A 15,593-nucleotide genomic window follows, 5' to 3' on the forward strand; every position below is an offset into this window, starting at 1 on the left:
CCCCCGCGTCTGGGGCGCCTCCGCCGAGGCCGGCCTCGCCGCACGGATTGTGGAAGCAACCCAGCAGCTCGGCTCCGCCGGCCAGAGCTTCTAAATGTAAAAGAACTCCTCCCACGAAAGGATCCGATCGGCAGTCGTGAACCGGGATGCCGCCGCGGCGAGGCACGCGATGGCTGACCACCTGGATGGCGTGCTGGCCTCTGGGCCGACGAAACCGACAAGTAGATCGGGCGACCCCGCACCGGCATGCGCGTGCAGGTCTGAATTTCGCACTCCATGAGTGCTGTGCTCCGCCTTCCGGGGAAGAAGCAACAGGCGTGCTGTTCCGGGCCGACCTGGAACAGCACGCCTTGCCGCTATGCAGCCACACCGGGACCTGCATTCCTATTTTGCCGGTGCACTTTCGGGAGAGAATCGGCTTGCTCTGTTGGTGGGCCAACAGAGCGGCCTAGCAGGAAGCGATGCCTTCGTAGTCCTTAATCAGGGTGACTTTCTCGGCGGAGGCCGAGGACTCGTCAAAGGTGTAGGTCAGCCATTCCTTGGCGAGGCGGCGGGCGAGTTCCAGGCCGACGACGCGCTGGCCGAAGGTGAGGACCTGGGCGTTGTTGGACAGGATGGAGCGCTCAACGGAGAAGGAGTCGTGCGCGGTTACGGCGCGGACGCCGGGGACCTTGTTCGCGGCGATCGCGACGCCCAGGCCAGTGCCGCAGACCAGCAGGGCACGGTCTGCCTTGCCGGCGGCGATGAGTTCGGCGGCGGCGATGGCCACGGACGGGTACGGGGTGTGGCTGGTGGCGTCCACTCCGACGTCGGTCACGGACTCGACCAGGTCACTGGCTTCCAGGTCCGCCTTCAGGGCTTCCTTGTACTCTAATCCGGCGTCGTCGGACCCGACGACCAGGCGCAGTTTGTTGCTCATGTTTTCTCCTTACGTTCGTGATGGAACTGACTCCCGGCATGGGACCGCAGAGCTGCCGTTGCCGTTCACCCGGCTCACGGGCATCGGCCTTGGACTCGTGAAAATGAGACGTGTGTTGCTTGAGACGATCTTCAAACAGCACGGCGCCTTCGTGACTCCCTCCAGCCCCGCGGCGTCTGGGACAAATCCGACCAAGTCGGTTCTTGACAGGGCCACCGTCACCTGACGCTATGTGGGCACGTCCGCTTCAAAAGAGCTCACAGGCGTGCGATCACTGTAGGTACCGGAAGGCGGTCCAGCCCGGGCGGAGTAGCTTGCAGCCTTCGAGGTGACGGGCGCCGAAGGTGGGGAGAGCGTTTCGGCCTGACCTTCTGAAGAAGGCTTTTCCTCCACACGCCAGGCAGATGAGGTGACGGCGTCGCAGGTTAATGCCCGGCCAGCCCAGGGAATTGAATTCTTCCACGTCCCATTCCTTGTGATCGGCTACGCATAGAACGAGCTTCACAACCTGCCCTCCTTCTGCTGCAACTTCCCGGCACCGTGTGTCGGGCTAGCCGAAGAAGTCCTTGAATGCCTTGGCAAGGGCTTCGGGCTGTTCTTCGGGTACCCAGTGGCCGCATTCATCGATGATCAGTTCATCGACTGTTTCGGCCATCAGGCGCAGGGACTTGCCGACTTCGGGCCCGCGGACCCACCCGTTGGCTCCGCCGACGGCGAGGGAGGGCACTGTGATCTTCGCGCCGCGGGATTCGTTGTCCTTAACGTCCTGACCGACCATCCGGTAGTAGGCGAAGCCTGCCCGGAGGGCGCCGGGGGTGGTGTTCGTCCGCAGGTATTCCTCGACCGCATCGGGGGTGATGCAGTCCGGCCGGTACCCGTAGTTCGTGAAGAACCATCCGAAATAGTGGTGCTCTCTGCCTTCAATGAGGGCTTCGGGCAGGTCGGGAGTCTGCAGGAAAGTGTGGTGCCAGCGGCGTCCGGCCTGGCCAATGTTCGCCTGGCCGTCCCCGGGAATGGCGACGTCTACGACGGCAAGGTGGGTTACGGCGTCCTGGTGGTCGGCGGCCAGTGAAAACGCTACCGTGCCTCCCCAGTCATGGCCGGCTACGGCGAAGCGTTCGATGCCGAGATGTTCGGTGAGTAGTTCCCAAACATCGGCGGCGATGGTCTTCTTGTCGTAGCCGGACCATGGCCGCGTGGTGTCACCGAGGCCACGGAGGTCGGGGGCGATGATGTAGTAGTCGTCCTCAAGCAGCTCGATGACTTCGCGCCAGCAGTACCAGCTCTGCGGGTAGCCGTGAAGCAGGACCAGTGGTTTCCCATGGCCGGCGGTGACGTAGTGCATCTTCAGGTCGTTGAGCTGAGCGTAATGGTGTTCGACGTTGGGCATGGTCGGTGCTCCTGATGATTCGGATGAAGGAAAGTTCGACTAGTTGGCGGCCGTGGCTGGCGACTCAGGGGTTTTCTCGGCGGCGGCGGTTCGTGCGAGGTGCTTCCTGCGGGCGCGGACCACGACGGCGGAGAGTGCTGCCGAGGCGAGCAGAACGTAGCCGAGGGTGTAAAAGCCCTGGGAGACGGCGCCGCCACCGGTGAGCAGACCAACGAGGATGGGGCCGATGATTCCGCCGAAGTTTCCAACGGACAGGATGAAGCTGGAGGCGAATCCGGTCTGGTTGCGTGGTACGCCTTCCAGTGCCCACGGCCACCACGGGCCAAAGGCGGAGTGCAAGCCGATGCAGGCAATACTCAGGAAGACGATGTCGAGGAACAGGTTGCCGGGGACGAAGTGCTGGGCCAGCAGGGCCACGCCAGCGAGGGCAATGGGGATCGCGATGAACGGTGTGCGCCGGCCGTCGTGCTTGTCGGACTGCCGGGAGGCAAAGTACATGCCGGCGGCCGCGAACACGAACGGAATGGTGGTAAGCCAGCCAACGGCCTGGATGCCTTCCTTCGACGCCTCGGTAAGGATCGTGGGCAGCCACTGGTTGAAACCGTAGAGACCGGTAAGCCACAGCAGGTAGGTGATGCTGATCAGCCAGATCCGCGGGTTCAGGTAAACATCACGCCACGCCCCGCCCTGTTCTTTCTCGCCCGAGGCGCGGTTCTCAAGGATGAAGGTACGCTCGGCATCCGAGAGGCGTTTGTCCTTCGTTGGATCATCCTTGATGAGGAAGAACACGATAACAGCGATGATGACCGGCGGCAGGCCCTGGACGATGAACATGGCCCGGTAGTCCCAGTTACCGATCAGCCAGCCGCCCAGAGGGGCCATGATGATTGCCGAGATCGGGATGGCCAGCAGCGACAGGCCTGAGGCGCGGCCGCGTTCCCACGAGGGGAACCACTTGACGAGGAAGATAGTGATCGCGGGGAAGACCAGCCCTTCGCCGAGTCCCAGCAGCACACGAACAATGATGAGCTGGGTGAAGTCATGGGTCATGCCAGTGGCGGCGGATGCGAGCCCAAAGACGATCAGAGCGATTACCATGGAACGTTTGGCGCCCAACCGTGTGACGACGAGTCCGGCGAAGGCCAGACTGACGACGTAGCCCCAGAAGAAGGCCGAGAGCAGGACCCCCATCTGGGAGGCATCGAGTCCAAGTTCCTTGGACATCGCAGGGGCCGCGATGGACATGTTGGTCCGGTCAATGTAAGCGACGAGGTAGGAGATCAGCAGCAGTCCGCCCACGCGCCACCACCGGGCGTTGGGCACATGCGCTGGTCGGCGGCCTGGCGCCGATGGAGTGGTTGTAGACATCTTCGTCCTAATCTTTATCTAGATGCTGAATGGATTTCGGCTCGTTGTCGAGATGCTGCTCCGGGCGGTGGCGATGAGTTGCCGTGAGCCTAGCCCTCGAAAGCCCTGATGACGGAGGAGTCATCGAGGCGTCCAAAACCCGCGGCGGAGGCGTCCTTGAACTTTGCGTTGGCCTCCTCCAGGAGGGGAACATCGGCGCCAACCCGCGCCGCTGCATCTTTGACCAGCGTCGAGTCCTTGACAAAGATGTCCACTGCGCTGAGCACCGGGGGTTCATCGACGCTGAGCATGCGCGGGCCGCGGTCGTTGAGCATGAAGGATGCTGCGGCCCCGGCCCCGACTGTCTTGAGGACCTCTTCGGGATCGAGTCCCAGCCGCTTGGCGAAATTGAGGGCTTCTCCCGCGACAGCAAGGTGCACCGAGCACAGGAGCTGGTTGACCAGCTTGACAGCTTGGCCGTCGCCGACCCTGCCACCGCAGCGGGCGAGCTTTGTCCCCAGGTGCCGCAGGACAGGCCTTACCCTTTCGATGTCCTCATCGGTACCGGACGTGAGGAGGGTGAGCTCGCCTGTGACTGCGCGCACGACGCCGCCCGTGACCGGGGCGTCCACAACCCGGACGTTCTGTTTGGTGAGCCTGTCAGCGACCGAAGTTGCCGATTCCACCCCCACGGAACTCATGATGACCGCTGTGGCGCCGATCTTGAAACCTTCGGCTGCCCCGTCAGGCCCAAAGACGGCCTGTTCGAGCTGGTCCGGTGTGGCGACCATGAGAATGACGATCTCGGATGCAGCAGCCGCCTTCGCTGCGGACTCCGCAGCGGAGGCTCCAAGCTGGACAAGCTCATTGACACGGTCGGGTGCGAGATCGAAGACTGTCACATTGTGGTGCGGGATCAGGCGCTTGGCCATGGGCAGGCCGATCGCGCCGGTGCCGATGAAAGAGACGTTCATTTGACTGCCTCCAGTCCATGCTGTCTGCGGGGCTTGATGCTCATGTTTGTTTTCCTTGGCAGATTCAGTTGAGGGTGAGGACGGGGTGCCCGACGGGTGCGCCGGCCGATGCGGCAAGGCTTTCCAGGACCAGGGTGATGGAGGTTGCGCCAGGGTCCTGGTGACCGAGCGTTCGCTCACCAAGGCGGCTGGCCCTGCCGATGCGGGCGATCAGTTCCTTAGTGTGCTCGGTGCCGGCAGCAGCGGCTTCGGCGGCGGCCCGCAGGACGGTGGCCGAGGTGGCATCGGGTTGACCGGCAGCAGTGGCTGCAGCCTCGGCAGCGGGGACGATGGCATCGACCATGGTCTTGTCTCCGACGGAGGCCTTGCCCCGTCGCTGAATGGCGTTTGCGGCGGCGGCGATGGCCGCGGCGGTACGCTCGGGGCTGCTGAGGGACGGATCGGCGTTGCGCAGCGCAGTGCTGGAGGAGAGGAACGCTGAGCCGAACAGCGGGCCCATGGCCCCGCCCACTGCGTTCAGGACGGTGTTGCCCACCAGCTCGAGCAGGTCCGCAGGTTCGTTCGACTCGGTGGAGCTAAGTTCGCGTTCGACAGCGGCGAAGCTGCGTGCCATGGAGGTGCCGTGGTCGCCGTCACCGAGGGCGGCGTCGAGGTCGCAGAGCTGGTCGCGGGCGCTTTGGACGTTCTTGCTGGCGTGGAGCAGGGCTTCTTTGAGATCCCAGGACATGATGTCTCCTAGTTTGGGGTGGAGGTTTGAGTGAAATGCGGGGTGCGGGCGGGATCCTTGAGCAGGCCAAGGGTGCGGTCGTTGAGTCGCATGAGGGTAACGGAGAAACCGTGCATGCCCAGGGCGGTGAAGTACTCGCCCACGAAGTTCACTTCGATGCTGACGCCCTTCTCCTGCAGGACCTTGGCAACGCGGCGGTAGGCGATGTAAAGCTCCAGCATCGGTGTGCCGCCCAGACCGTTGATGACGACCGCGGCGCGGTCGCCCTCGCGCAGTTGGAGATCCTGGTCAATCTCATCGACCAGCCGATCAACAATTTCGTCCATCTGGACGAGGGGTTCGGTGGAGCGGCCGCGTTCGCCGTGGTGCCCGACGCCTACCTCCATCTGCCCTTCATCGAGACTGAAGGTGGGTTTGGTGCTCCCTGGCAGGGTGCATCCGTTAAGGGAGACTCCCATGGTGCGGGTCGCTGAGTTCACATCCAGTGCGAGCTGCTTGAGCTCGGCGAGGGATGCACCTTGGCGGGCGGCCGCGCCGACGGTCTTCCAGATCAGGAACTGACCGCTGACCCCGCGCCGCTGGTCCGGACGGACGTTGCTGCCGGCTCCGAGGTCGTCGGTGGCCACTGCCATCTCGACGTCGATGCCTTCATCGCGGGCCATGTCTGCTGCCATTTCGAAGTTCATGACATCCCCGGAGTAATTGCCCAACAAGAGCATGACGCCGTGCCCGGTGTTGACGGTGCGGATTGCTTCCAGGACGCTGCCTACCGGCGGAGAGGCGAACACATCGCCGCAGACCACGGCATCGAACATTCCATCTCCGATGTAGCCGATGAACGCCGGTTTGTGTCCGGAACCCCCGCCGGTCACGACAGCCACGCGGCCCGTCGGGGGAGTGGAGGATGTCACAACGCGGCTGGTGCCGCGGCGTTCCAGTTCCGGGTGTGCCAGAAGAAAACCTTCGAGAGTTTCTGTGACGGCGTTGTCGGGATCATTGAGGAATCGGCTCATTTCACTGCCTTTGCTGGGGAGCGGAAAACGTGGTCGAGTCGCTGGAGGGCGTCGGCGACTTCGTCCTTTTTGGTGGCGAAAGGGCTGTCGTGGGTTTCGAGTTCCAGCACGTAGCGTCCGGAATAGCCCGCCCGCTGCGAGGCCTCATGGAACTCCGCGAAGTCCACGTCGCCCGATCCCAATACTTTGCGGATGTCGCCGGTTTCAGCGTCGCGGAGATGGATATGCACGACGCGGGAAGCGAACTCGGCATACGCAGCTGCTGGGTCTTCACCGGCGGCGCGGATATGGGAAACGTCGTACACCAGACCCACGGCGGGGTCGAGAAGCGGAATCAGGTCCCGCACACGCTCCAGCGTGTTGACGAGCCGGTAATGGTGGGGCGCCTCGACGGCGACCTGAACTCCGTAGCGGGCAGAGGTGGCGGCAGCAGCATTAATGCCTGACGCCACAGCTTCGAGCTGCTGGCGGTAGGGGACGTCGTCGCGTTCCCGGGAGCCGCAGGGCAACAAGAGAAGAGGGGCCCGGACCTCAGCGCAGAAGACGGTCAGTGCCTCTATGCGGTCCAGAATCTCCAGTGAGGGGACATCGTCGTTGAAGGAGCCAGGGTCGGCATTAACGCTCAGAACCTCCAAGCCGGATTCATGCACGATCCGGCCGGCATTCTTCATGTCCTCGGCTGAGCCGAACAGCGGGACATGCTCGCATAAACCCTGCAGGGCTCCGAGATCGATCGCATCAAATCCCTGCTGCCGGATCTGCCGGAGGGCCTGGGGGAGTTCCTCATTGCGGAAACAGATGGTGGAGCATGCAAGGCTGGCAGGCCTTATGGCTCCGGTAGCTGTAGTCACGGCTATCGCTCACTTCCTTGTGTGTGTTTGCTGATGTTCGCCTGCGTCATTGCTGTCGCTCGCGCCCGGCCGCGAATCGTCCGCGGGCCTCCACGGGGGCAGGTTTTGGTCTTGATCACACGTGCTTCTGCAGCCTCAACGGCGCTCAGGCCGCATCTTCGAGGTCGGTGCGCGCGCTGATGGCGTAATCGGCAAGGGTCCCGGCGGCCTCCGCTACGAGAAAGTCCTTGTACGAGAGCATCCCGTAGAAGTCTGTGTATCGGAGGGGCGAGGTGCTTGTGCGACGTTGCATTGGGGGGTCCTTCACTGAAGTGTTGCTTACCTCACACACTACTTTGTAAGACAAATTTTTGTCAACAAAAAATGTTAGGCAAATATTTGTTAGACAAAGTATTGACGCGCAGTGATCCCTGTCACTACGCTCGGATCCAGAGCACCCCGGTGTGCGACAACGACGACGCCCCTTGAGGAGCACCACCGTGAAACACAGCATTAGGCGAACGGTCGCCCCCTTGTCCGGTGATCAGCCGTCCCAGGCTCCCACGCCCCCTGCACCGGCGGAGCGACTTGTGGAGGTTTCCGGCCTTCGAAAGACTTACGGGACCGTGCAGGCGTTGAGGGGGGTCGAGTTCGAACTCGCTCCCGGCGAAGTCCACGCCCTTCTGGGTGAAAACGGCGCAGGCAAATCCACCCTGATCAAAGTTCTCGCGGGTGTGGAAAGCAGCGACGCCGGGACCCTGAAGATCTTCGGTGAAGAAAAATCCTTTCGGTCCCCTGCTGAGTCCAGGGCGGCAGGACTTGCGGTCGTCTACCAGGAGCTGAGCCAGGTCCCTTCCCTGACCGTCGCGGCAAATATCTTTCTGGGCCGCGAACCCCGCACCGCCTTCGGGGCAGTGAAGCAGTCAGAAATCATGAGCCGGACGAAAGCGTTCCTCGCCGAGTATGGGTTTCCACTCGACCCCAGGGCTGTCGTGGGCGACCTTCCCTTCGCCTACCGCCAGATGACCGAGATTGCCAAGGCGCTCATGAGCAACGTGCGTGTACTCGTTCTCGACGAACCGACCTCGGCGCTCAGTGAGGGGGAGGAGGAGGTCCTCTTCGACGCCGTGCGCAAGGTCACCGCCCGCGGGGTGGGTGTGATATACGTCACCCACCGGCTCGGGGAGGTCTTCAAGTTGTCCCAGCGCGTCACGGTCTTCCGTGACGGCCTGCGGGTCGGCACCTATCCCACGTCCGACATGGACATGAAGTCACTGGTGAGCGCCATCATCGGGCCACGGACTATGGCCGCCGAAGTAGCCGACGCCGTCCAGGGCCATGGACCGAAGCAGGACCACGTCCAACGCGCGACCGGGTCCGTGCCCGCACTGGCCATGAGTGGAGTCGGCGACCAGCGGCTGCGGGGGGTGGACCTCGAGGTCCAAAGCGGAGAGATCATGGGCCTTGCCGGCGTCATTGGCAGCGGGCGGACGGAAATCTTGGAGACCGTCTTTGGTCTTCGCCGTCCCCGCCAGGGCCAGCTGCAGATCCACGGGCAGCCGTTTAAGCCGGCCGGGCCCGTTGACGCCATACGGGCCGGCGTTGGCCTGGTGCCCGAAGACCGCCACGGCCAAGGCCTTGTCATGGACGACTCGATCGAGCGCAACATCGCGCTTCCCCGGCTCAAACCCCTGACACGCCTGGGCTTTTTTAGCCGCAAGGGAGCGGCCGAGCGCTCCCACGCTGCCATGAAAGAGCTTTCGATCAAGGCCCAGAACCGCAAGACGGTCGTTGGCACCCTGTCGGGGGGAAACCAGCAGAAGGTCGTGTTCGGTAAGTGGCGGGAACCGCGGTGCGAGCTACTGCTCCTGGACGAGCCAACCGTCGGCGTCGACGTCGGCGCGCGGGAAGAAATCTACGGCGTCATCCGGCAGGCAGCAGCCTCAGGGACAGCGGTCCTGGTGGTCTCCTCCGATCTCTCCGAATTGCTGCTGCTGTGTCAACGGATCACCATCGTCCGGGACGGACGCACGATCCGCACCATCCACAGGGATGAAGTGGATTCCGAAGAAGCCCTTCACCACCTCGTCCACACATCAAGTCCCGTTACTCCAGGAGTCCCGTCATGAGCCTGACAGCCCAAAGTGCCGCCAAAGCCGGAGGCACTGCGCCAAGCGTGAAAACACTGAAGAACCTCGTGCGCGGCGACCGCCCCTACGTTCTCTACGCTGCCTTCGCCGTGCTGATAGTGGCCTTCAGCTTCGCCTCCCCGGTGTTCTTTTCCTCCTCGAACTTCCTAAATATCGGCCGACAGACCGCCCTGGTCACGATCATCGCCGTGGGCATGACCTTCGTCATCATCGCCGGAGAAATCGACCTCTCCGTGGCATCGACCCTGGCGTTGTCGGGAATGAGTGCAGCGCTGGCCATCCAGCAATCAGGCGGCAACTGGGCCCTCGGCGCCGCCGCCGGCCTCGCGACCGGCGCCCTGGTGGGACTGGTGAACGGCCTGCTGACCACCTTGCTGGCGATCCCGTCATTCCTGGTGACCTTGGGCATGCTGGGTATCGCCAGGGGAATTGCCCTCATGCTAACCGGCACAACGCCCGTCGTGGTCAACAGCCTGACCTTCTGGGACTCATTCGGTGAGGGCGCGATCCTGGGCGTCCCGGCACCCATCGTCATCACTATCGTGGTCATCGCTTTGGGCGCGTACGTGCTGCATTTCTCCACATTCGGCCGGCGGGTGTTCGCGACCGGCGGCAACGCCACCGCCGCCCGCTACTCCGGGATCAATACCCGCCGCACCAAGACCCTGGCCTTCGTCATCACCGGCGCCCTGGCCGGACTCGCCGGCCTGATCCTGACCGCCCGCGCCCACGCCGCGCGCCCCGACATCGCCGCCGGTCTGGAACTGGATGTCATCGCCGCCGTAATCCTCGGCGGAACCAGCCTCTTCGGTGGCCGGGGCGCGATCCTCGGCACGGTCCTGGGCAGCCTGATGATCGGTGTCCTCAATAACGGTCTGACACTCATGGGTGTCAGCTCCCAGGCTCAGTTGGTGGTCAAGGGCGCGATTATCATCGCCGCCGTGGCCTTCAGCCGCCGCAAATGATCGATCCGCCTCCCCCTTTCAAACGTTCGCACCAAACCACCAACAAACAGGAGCACTCCATGAAGACGTGGAAGACATCCAAAAGCGCCGCTGCAACGGCCGCCATCCTCAGCGCAATCCTCCTCGCCGGATGTTCCTCGGGAACCGCCAGCAGCACCGAGAGTGCGCCGACCATCGACCCCGCCTCCGTTGAACCCAAAGGCCTCGTCGGCCTTGGCCCCAACGGCGAAAAGCCTGCCCTGCCCTCGGATGTGAGCCTCACCGCCGAACAGGCCGCCAAGGTGCGGGCAGGCAACTTCAAGGTCGGCATCTCGATGCAGACCATGGACATAGATTTCGCCAAAGTACAGACCACAGTCCTGAAGAAAACGTTCGAGGAAAACGGCGTCCAGGTCATCGGCATCACCGATGCACAGTGGAAGGCCGAGAAGCAGATCGGCGACCTCGAGAACCTGATCCAGCAGAAGCCGGACGGCATCCTCGGTGTGCCCGTCGACGACGTCGCCACGGCGGCCGCGTTCTCCAAGGTGGGCAAGTCCGGAATGAAGCTGGTCATGATCGACCAGGTTCCCAAGGGACTGAAATACCCCACCGACTACCAGTCATCCGTCCAGGCTGACGGTAAAGGCAACGGACAGGTCGCAGCCGAAATGCTCGCCTCCCGCATTCCCGACGGCGGCACCATGGGCCTGGTGAACTTCGGCAACGACATCTTTGCCACCAATGAACGCACCAAGGGCGCCAAGGAATGGCTCGCCAAGAACAGGCCCGACATCAAGGTCAAAGAAACCGCCTTCAGCGACCCGGCCAAGGCCGGCCAGGTTGGCGGCGACTTCGTCACCGCCAACCCGGACATCAAGGGCCTGTGGGTCGTCTGGGATGCCCCCGCGCTGGAGGTCATCAGCGCTCTTCGCGGCCAGGGCGCGAACATCCCGGTCGCCACCATCGACCTCGGCCAGCAGCTCACAGCCGAAAGCGCCCAGGGAGCCGACATTGTAGGCGTGGGTGCCCAGCGGCTGACCGACCAGGCCAAGGCCGAAGCCAACGCCATGATGCTGTCCCTGATCGGGGAAAAGGCACCCTCCTACATCGCAGCCCCTGCCCTGGCCGTCACCAAGTCCAACCTCACCGACTCCTTCAAGATCGTCTTCGACTCCCCGGCACCGGCCGATATCGTCAACGCCTGCAAGAACACATCGGGCTGCAAGTAACCCCAGCGGTGTCCGGTCCGGCCAGCTCCGGACCGGACACCGCCAGCCACCCAAGAAAAGGACACGATTTCCATGGCACGCGTCATCGTCACCGGCGGCAGCGGCAAACTCGGCCGCGCCGTCGTCAAAGAACTCGCCGAAAACGGCTGGGACGTGATCAACCTCGACCACGCAGCACCACGGTCCGAATCACCTGCCCCCTTCATCCAGGTCGACTTCACCGATTTCGGCCAAACCCTGGAATCCATGCTCGCCATCGACGAGCAATACTCCGAAGTCGACGCAGTCGTCCATCTGGCCGCGATCCCGCGCCCCGGCCTGCGCACCAACTCAGCAACCTTCGGCAACAACTTCATCTCCACCTACAACGTCTTCGCCGCCGCAAACCAGGCCGGCATCAAAAACATCGTTTGGGCATCCAGCGAATCAGTCCTCGGCCTGCCCTTCGACCGGGTACCCCCGTACATTCCCGTGGACGAAAACGTCGCACGGCCCGAAACGACCTATTCCCTGGGCAAGTTCCTCGAAGAACAGATGGCCGGCGTCCTGACCGGACGCGACCCCGACCTAAAAATGATCGCCCTTCGTTTTTCGCACGTGATGGACGTGGCAGACTACGCTCCCTTCCCGGCCTTTGATGACACACCGGCCCTGCGCAAATTCAATCTCTGGAGCTACGTCGACGCCAGGGACGCCGCCCAGGCGGTCCGCAAATCCCTGGAATACGCCGGCACCGGCTTCGAGGCGTTCATCATCGCCAACGCCGACACCGTCATGACCCGCCCCAACTCCGAACTCGTTGCGGAGTTCTACCCGGGCGTCCCCTACACGGCACCCGAAGGACCCAACGACACCCTGCTGTCCATCGACAAGGCCCGCAAGATGCTCGGCTACGACCCAAAACACACCTGGCGCAACGAAGTCTGACGCCAAGCCTCGGCACCGACGTGCGCCCCGCGCAGCGCGAGATACAAGATAGAGAGAGATCATGACTACTTCTTCAGCACGGCCACTGGCCATCATCACCGGCGCCTCCAACGGCATCGGATACCAGCTGGCCCTCCAACTGGCCCAGAACGGCCACGACCTGGTGGCCACCGGCCGCAGCGAGAAAATCTTCCATGCAGCAGAGGACTTCAAGCGCTATGGTGCGGAAGTCACCGCTGTCCAGGCCGACCTGAGTCAACCCGAGGAAGTCGAACGCTTCTGGAAGGAAGCAACAGCACTCGGACGGCCCATTGCCGTCGCAGTGATCAACGCTGGCATCGGCGTCGGCGGGGCTGCGTTCTGGAATACCGACCTGGATGAGGAGCTCAAGCTCATCGACGTCAACGTCACCTCGGTTGTGCACCTGGCCAAGCGTGTGGTCACCCACATGCAGGCAAACCAGTCAGGACGGATCCTGTTCACATCGTCCATCTCAGCGACCCAGCCCACGCCGTACGAAACGGTGTACGGCCCCAGCCGCGCCTTCGTTTTCTCCTTCGCAGAATCACTCCGGGAGGAACTGAAGACCGAAGGAGTCAGCGTGACGGCGCTTCTGCCTGGCGCAACGGACAGTGACTTCCACGCCCGGGCCGGTATGGGCAATACGGACATTGGACGAATGAAGAAAAACGACCGGGTCCTCGTCGCCAAACAGGGCTATGAGGCGATGATGAAAGGCAAGGACCACGTCGTAGGTGGCGACTGGGCGACCAAACGCGCCGGCTTCTTCAACCGCTTCCTGACCGAAACGTACAAAGCCGCCCGCCAGGGCAGGGCCGCAAAACCCTGACACGTTTTCCGAACTGCCGTGCGCGGGGGCTGACCGTTCGCCCCCGCGCACGGTTATGATAAATGTCAACAATTAACTAGGAACGAAGGTGCTCCAAATGACTCCGGTCTCCGCCTTTGATAAGAGAACGCTTAGGGATCGCTGCACGCAGTACGTGCGCGACCAGATCATCTCCGGTGCCATCAAACCCGGCGAGCACCTGAAGGAGATGCACCTCAGCGAGGAAATGGGAGTCAGCCGAGGCACGCTGCGCGAGGCCCTTAGGCCCCTTGAAATCGAAGGCCTCATCGTAGACGACGGCAAGCGCCACATGCTCGTGCGCGAACTGACTTCCCAAGAAATTTTGGACGTCTTCGAAGTGCGTGCAACGCTTGAAACGCTCGCCGCTAGGAAAATCGTTGCGAGCGACCGGAGGGAGGAAATTACCGCCGAACTGCGGCGGGACCTGGAGCCCCTCAAGGAGCCAGGCATTGAATTCTCCCGGCAACTCGAAGTTGACCTGAAGTTCCACGAGCGGCTCTGCGCGCTTGCCGGCAATCCCACCCTGCTCGCAGGGTGGCGGAACCTCATTGGACAGATTGAGATGATGATCATCGCTGCGGGACCGGACAAAGCCAGTGGCAGGATGCGCTTTGATGAGCACATCCAGATCGTCGAGGCCATCGAGTCCGGAGTGGAGGAAAAGGCCGTGGCCGCATTGAGCGATCACATGAATGATTTCTGCTCCCGCTATGTCGGGGACCTGGTCGAGCCAGAGCTGCAGGAAGCGGCAGGGTAACCAACAACAACTTCAGAGCAGCACCTCCCGCAATAGAGAGTCGGCGTCGTCAGTCCGGCCGCTGACGGCACTCGCGTTACCGTTACTGCACGGTGTGAGGCGCGAATCCTGCCCGGGGCTACGAAGCGAATTCAGACGCTTGAAACAGCCCGTTGGGGTCTCAGGAGAGGAATATCCGCTTCCACGACTTGAGCGGCGGGGCTCCGTTAGGGGACCCCGCCGCTCCTTCATGAGCCTCGGCGACGCCTATTCCTTGGCGATGCCGTCCCCGGTTCGCTTCGTCCCCAGCCGTTCGCACCGGTGCGATGGAAGAAATCAGGGCCACCGGAACAGTCCCGTACTTCGGATGGCCTAGAATCCTGTGGGCAGGTGCGGAACGTAGAACTTTTCGAGCCCGGCGATTTCATCTTCCGTCAGCGTCAGATCAACGGATCCTGCGGCGTCCTCAAGGTGGTGGGCCTTGGTCGCCCCGACAATGGGCGCGTCCACCGCCGGGCTGGCGTGCAGCCAGGCAAGTGCCACCTGGCTCCTTGGAACGCCTCTGGCTTCGGCGATCTGACCCACAGCGTCCACGACTTGGCGGTCGGAGTCTTCAAAGTTGTTGTAAAGCCGTTGCCCCACGAGATCCAGGCCCGTGCGCGTGCTCGTGGTGTCCCAGGCACGGGCTAGGCGGCCGCGCGCCAGGGGGCTCCACGGCGTGACTCCGACCCCTTCATCCAGGCATAGTGGCAGCATTTCGCGTTCCTCTTCGCGGTTGATCAGGTTGTAGTGGTTCTGCATGGAGACGAAGCGCGCCCAGCCGTGCATGTTCTGAAGGTGCAGACACTTGGAGAACTGCCAGGCATGCATGGAGGATGCCCCGAGGTAAAGGACCTTGCCTTGGCGCACAAGGTCGCTCAGTGCCTCCAGTGTTTCTTCCAGGGGCGTCGACTCGTCGAAACGGTGGATGATGTACAGGTCGATGTAGTCGGTGCCCAGACGCCGCAGGCTGTTCTCCGCCTCCTGCAGAATGGCCTTCCTCGAAAGCCCCTGCCCGTTGGGGCCCTCATGCATTCGGTGGTGGACCTTGGTAGCGATGACCGTTTCGTCCCTGCGGGCATGCTCTTTAAGGACACGTCCGACGATCTCTTCGCTGGTGCCGTCCGAGTATGCGTTCGCCGTGTCGAAGAAATTTATCCCCAGCTCCAGCGCCTGCCGTATGAAGGGGCGGCTTTCCTCCTCAGAGAGGGTCCACCCGTGTGTACCTCTTCCGGGTTCCCCGTAGCTCATGCACCCCAGTGCTATCGCCGACACCTCAAGACCGGACTTTCCAAGTTTGGTGTATTTCACAGAATCATTCCTCTCCTTCGTTATCGAAAAGGGAAACGGGGGAAGTGGGTGTCTTCTCGCGGATGAAGCCGAAACGGCAGGTCCGGTCCCTCGATTGCACCAATGGTCGAGTTCTCGTCGCAAGGCCACTACAGCCAGGATCTGGCGATAGTGTGACGGCGATGGGTGCGATGGCCGAGCTAC

General features: G+C 62.7%; 15 protein-coding genes. 6 read left to right on the forward strand and 9 right to left on the reverse strand.

Annotated features, from left to right (window positions below):
• Positions 1-448: 448 nt before the first annotated feature.
• The 8 genes from ARGLB_RS14060 to ARGLB_RS23635 all read right to left on the reverse strand — a co-directional run bounded on the left by ARGLB_RS14060 (position 449) and on the right by ARGLB_RS23635 (position 7,513).
• Positions 449-919 (reverse strand): ribose-5-phosphate isomerase, encoded by a 471-nt coding sequence (locus ARGLB_RS14060; RefSeq protein ID WP_003803607.1) that lies wholly within the window; start codon positions 917-919, stop codon positions 449-451.
• Between the two features lie 550 nt (positions 920-1,469).
• On the reverse strand, positions 1,470-2,309 hold the full coding sequence (locus ARGLB_RS14065; protein ID WP_003803612.1) for an alpha/beta fold hydrolase: 840 nt from the start codon (positions 2,307-2,309) through the stop codon (positions 1,470-1,472).
• A 39-nt stretch (positions 2,310-2,348) separates the two neighbouring features.
• Positions 2,349-3,677 (reverse strand): MFS transporter, encoded by a 1,329-nt coding sequence (locus ARGLB_RS14070; protein ID WP_083839663.1) that lies wholly within the window; start codon positions 3,675-3,677, stop codon positions 2,349-2,351.
• Positions 3,678-3,766: 89 nt separating this feature from the next.
• Entirely contained in the window at positions 3,767-4,630 is an 864-nt protein-coding gene (locus ARGLB_RS14075) for an NAD(P)-dependent oxidoreductase (RefSeq protein ID WP_003803615.1), read from the reverse strand.
• A 64-nt stretch (positions 4,631-4,694) separates the two neighbouring features.
• Complete coding sequence (dhaL, locus tag ARGLB_RS14080; protein ID WP_003803617.1) at positions 4,695-5,357, reverse strand: dihydroxyacetone kinase subunit DhaL; 663 nt, start codon at positions 5,355-5,357, stop codon at positions 4,695-4,697.
• Between the two features lie 8 nt (positions 5,358-5,365).
• A complete protein-coding gene (locus ARGLB_RS14085) occupies positions 5,366-6,370 on the reverse strand; it encodes a dihydroxyacetone kinase subunit DhaK (RefSeq protein ID WP_003803619.1) in 1,005 nt (334 codons plus the stop codon).
• On the reverse strand, positions 6,367-7,221 hold the full coding sequence (locus ARGLB_RS14090) for a sugar phosphate isomerase/epimerase family protein (protein ID WP_003803620.1): 855 nt from the start codon (positions 7,219-7,221) through the stop codon (positions 6,367-6,369). Before ARGLB_RS14090 ends, ARGLB_RS14085 begins: the two co-directional genes overlap by 4 nt.
• A 145-nt stretch (positions 7,222-7,366) precedes the next feature.
• On the reverse strand, positions 7,367-7,513 hold the full coding sequence (locus ARGLB_RS23635) for a hypothetical protein (protein WP_175304997.1): 147 nt from the start codon (positions 7,511-7,513) through the stop codon (positions 7,367-7,369).
• A gap of 313 nt (positions 7,514-7,826) precedes the next feature.
• On the opposite strand from ARGLB_RS23635, the gene ARGLB_RS14095 reads away from it, so the two are divergent.
• From ARGLB_RS14095 to ARGLB_RS14120, 6 genes are all read left to right on the forward strand, one after another.
• Entirely contained in the window at positions 7,827-9,329 is a 1,503-nt protein-coding gene (locus ARGLB_RS14095) for a sugar ABC transporter ATP-binding protein (RefSeq protein WP_217491548.1), read from the forward strand.
• Positions 9,326-10,315 carry an ABC transporter permease gene (locus ARGLB_RS14100; RefSeq protein ID WP_003803626.1) on the forward strand — a complete coding sequence of 330 codons (990 nt, stop codon included), beginning with the start codon at positions 9,326-9,328 and terminating at the stop codon, positions 10,313-10,315. The genes ARGLB_RS14095 and ARGLB_RS14100 overlap by 4 nt, the downstream gene beginning before the upstream one ends.
• A gap of 59 nt (positions 10,316-10,374) precedes the next feature.
• Positions 10,375-11,526, forward strand: coding sequence for a substrate-binding domain-containing protein (locus ARGLB_RS14105; RefSeq protein WP_003803627.1), 1,152 nt, complete (start codon positions 10,375-10,377; stop codon positions 11,524-11,526).
• Between the two features lie 72 nt (positions 11,527-11,598).
• On the forward strand, positions 11,599-12,453 hold the full coding sequence (locus ARGLB_RS14110; protein WP_003803628.1) for an NAD-dependent epimerase/dehydratase family protein: 855 nt from the start codon (positions 11,599-11,601) through the stop codon (positions 12,451-12,453).
• A 61-nt stretch (positions 12,454-12,514) separates the two neighbouring features.
• Positions 12,515-13,303 carry an SDR family NAD(P)-dependent oxidoreductase gene (locus tag ARGLB_RS14115; RefSeq protein WP_003803630.1) on the forward strand — a complete coding sequence of 263 codons (789 nt, stop codon included), beginning with the start codon at positions 12,515-12,517 and terminating at the stop codon, positions 13,301-13,303.
• Between the two features lie 97 nt (positions 13,304-13,400).
• A complete protein-coding gene (locus ARGLB_RS14120; RefSeq protein ID WP_043419228.1) occupies positions 13,401-14,081 on the forward strand; it encodes a GntR family transcriptional regulator in 681 nt (226 codons plus the stop codon).
• Between the two features lie 351 nt (positions 14,082-14,432).
• On the opposite strand, the gene ARGLB_RS14125 is transcribed toward ARGLB_RS14120, so the two are convergent.
• Positions 14,433-15,410: an aldo/keto reductase gene (locus tag ARGLB_RS14125; protein ID WP_003803635.1), complete on the reverse strand. Its 978-nt coding sequence runs from the start codon at positions 15,408-15,410 to the stop codon at positions 14,433-14,435.
• Positions 15,411-15,593 lie beyond the last annotated feature (183 nt).

This window comes from Arthrobacter globiformis NBRC 12137 (genome assembly GCF_000238915.1).
Lineage (GTDB): Bacteria > Actinomycetota > Actinomycetes > Actinomycetales > Micrococcaceae > Arthrobacter > Arthrobacter globiformis.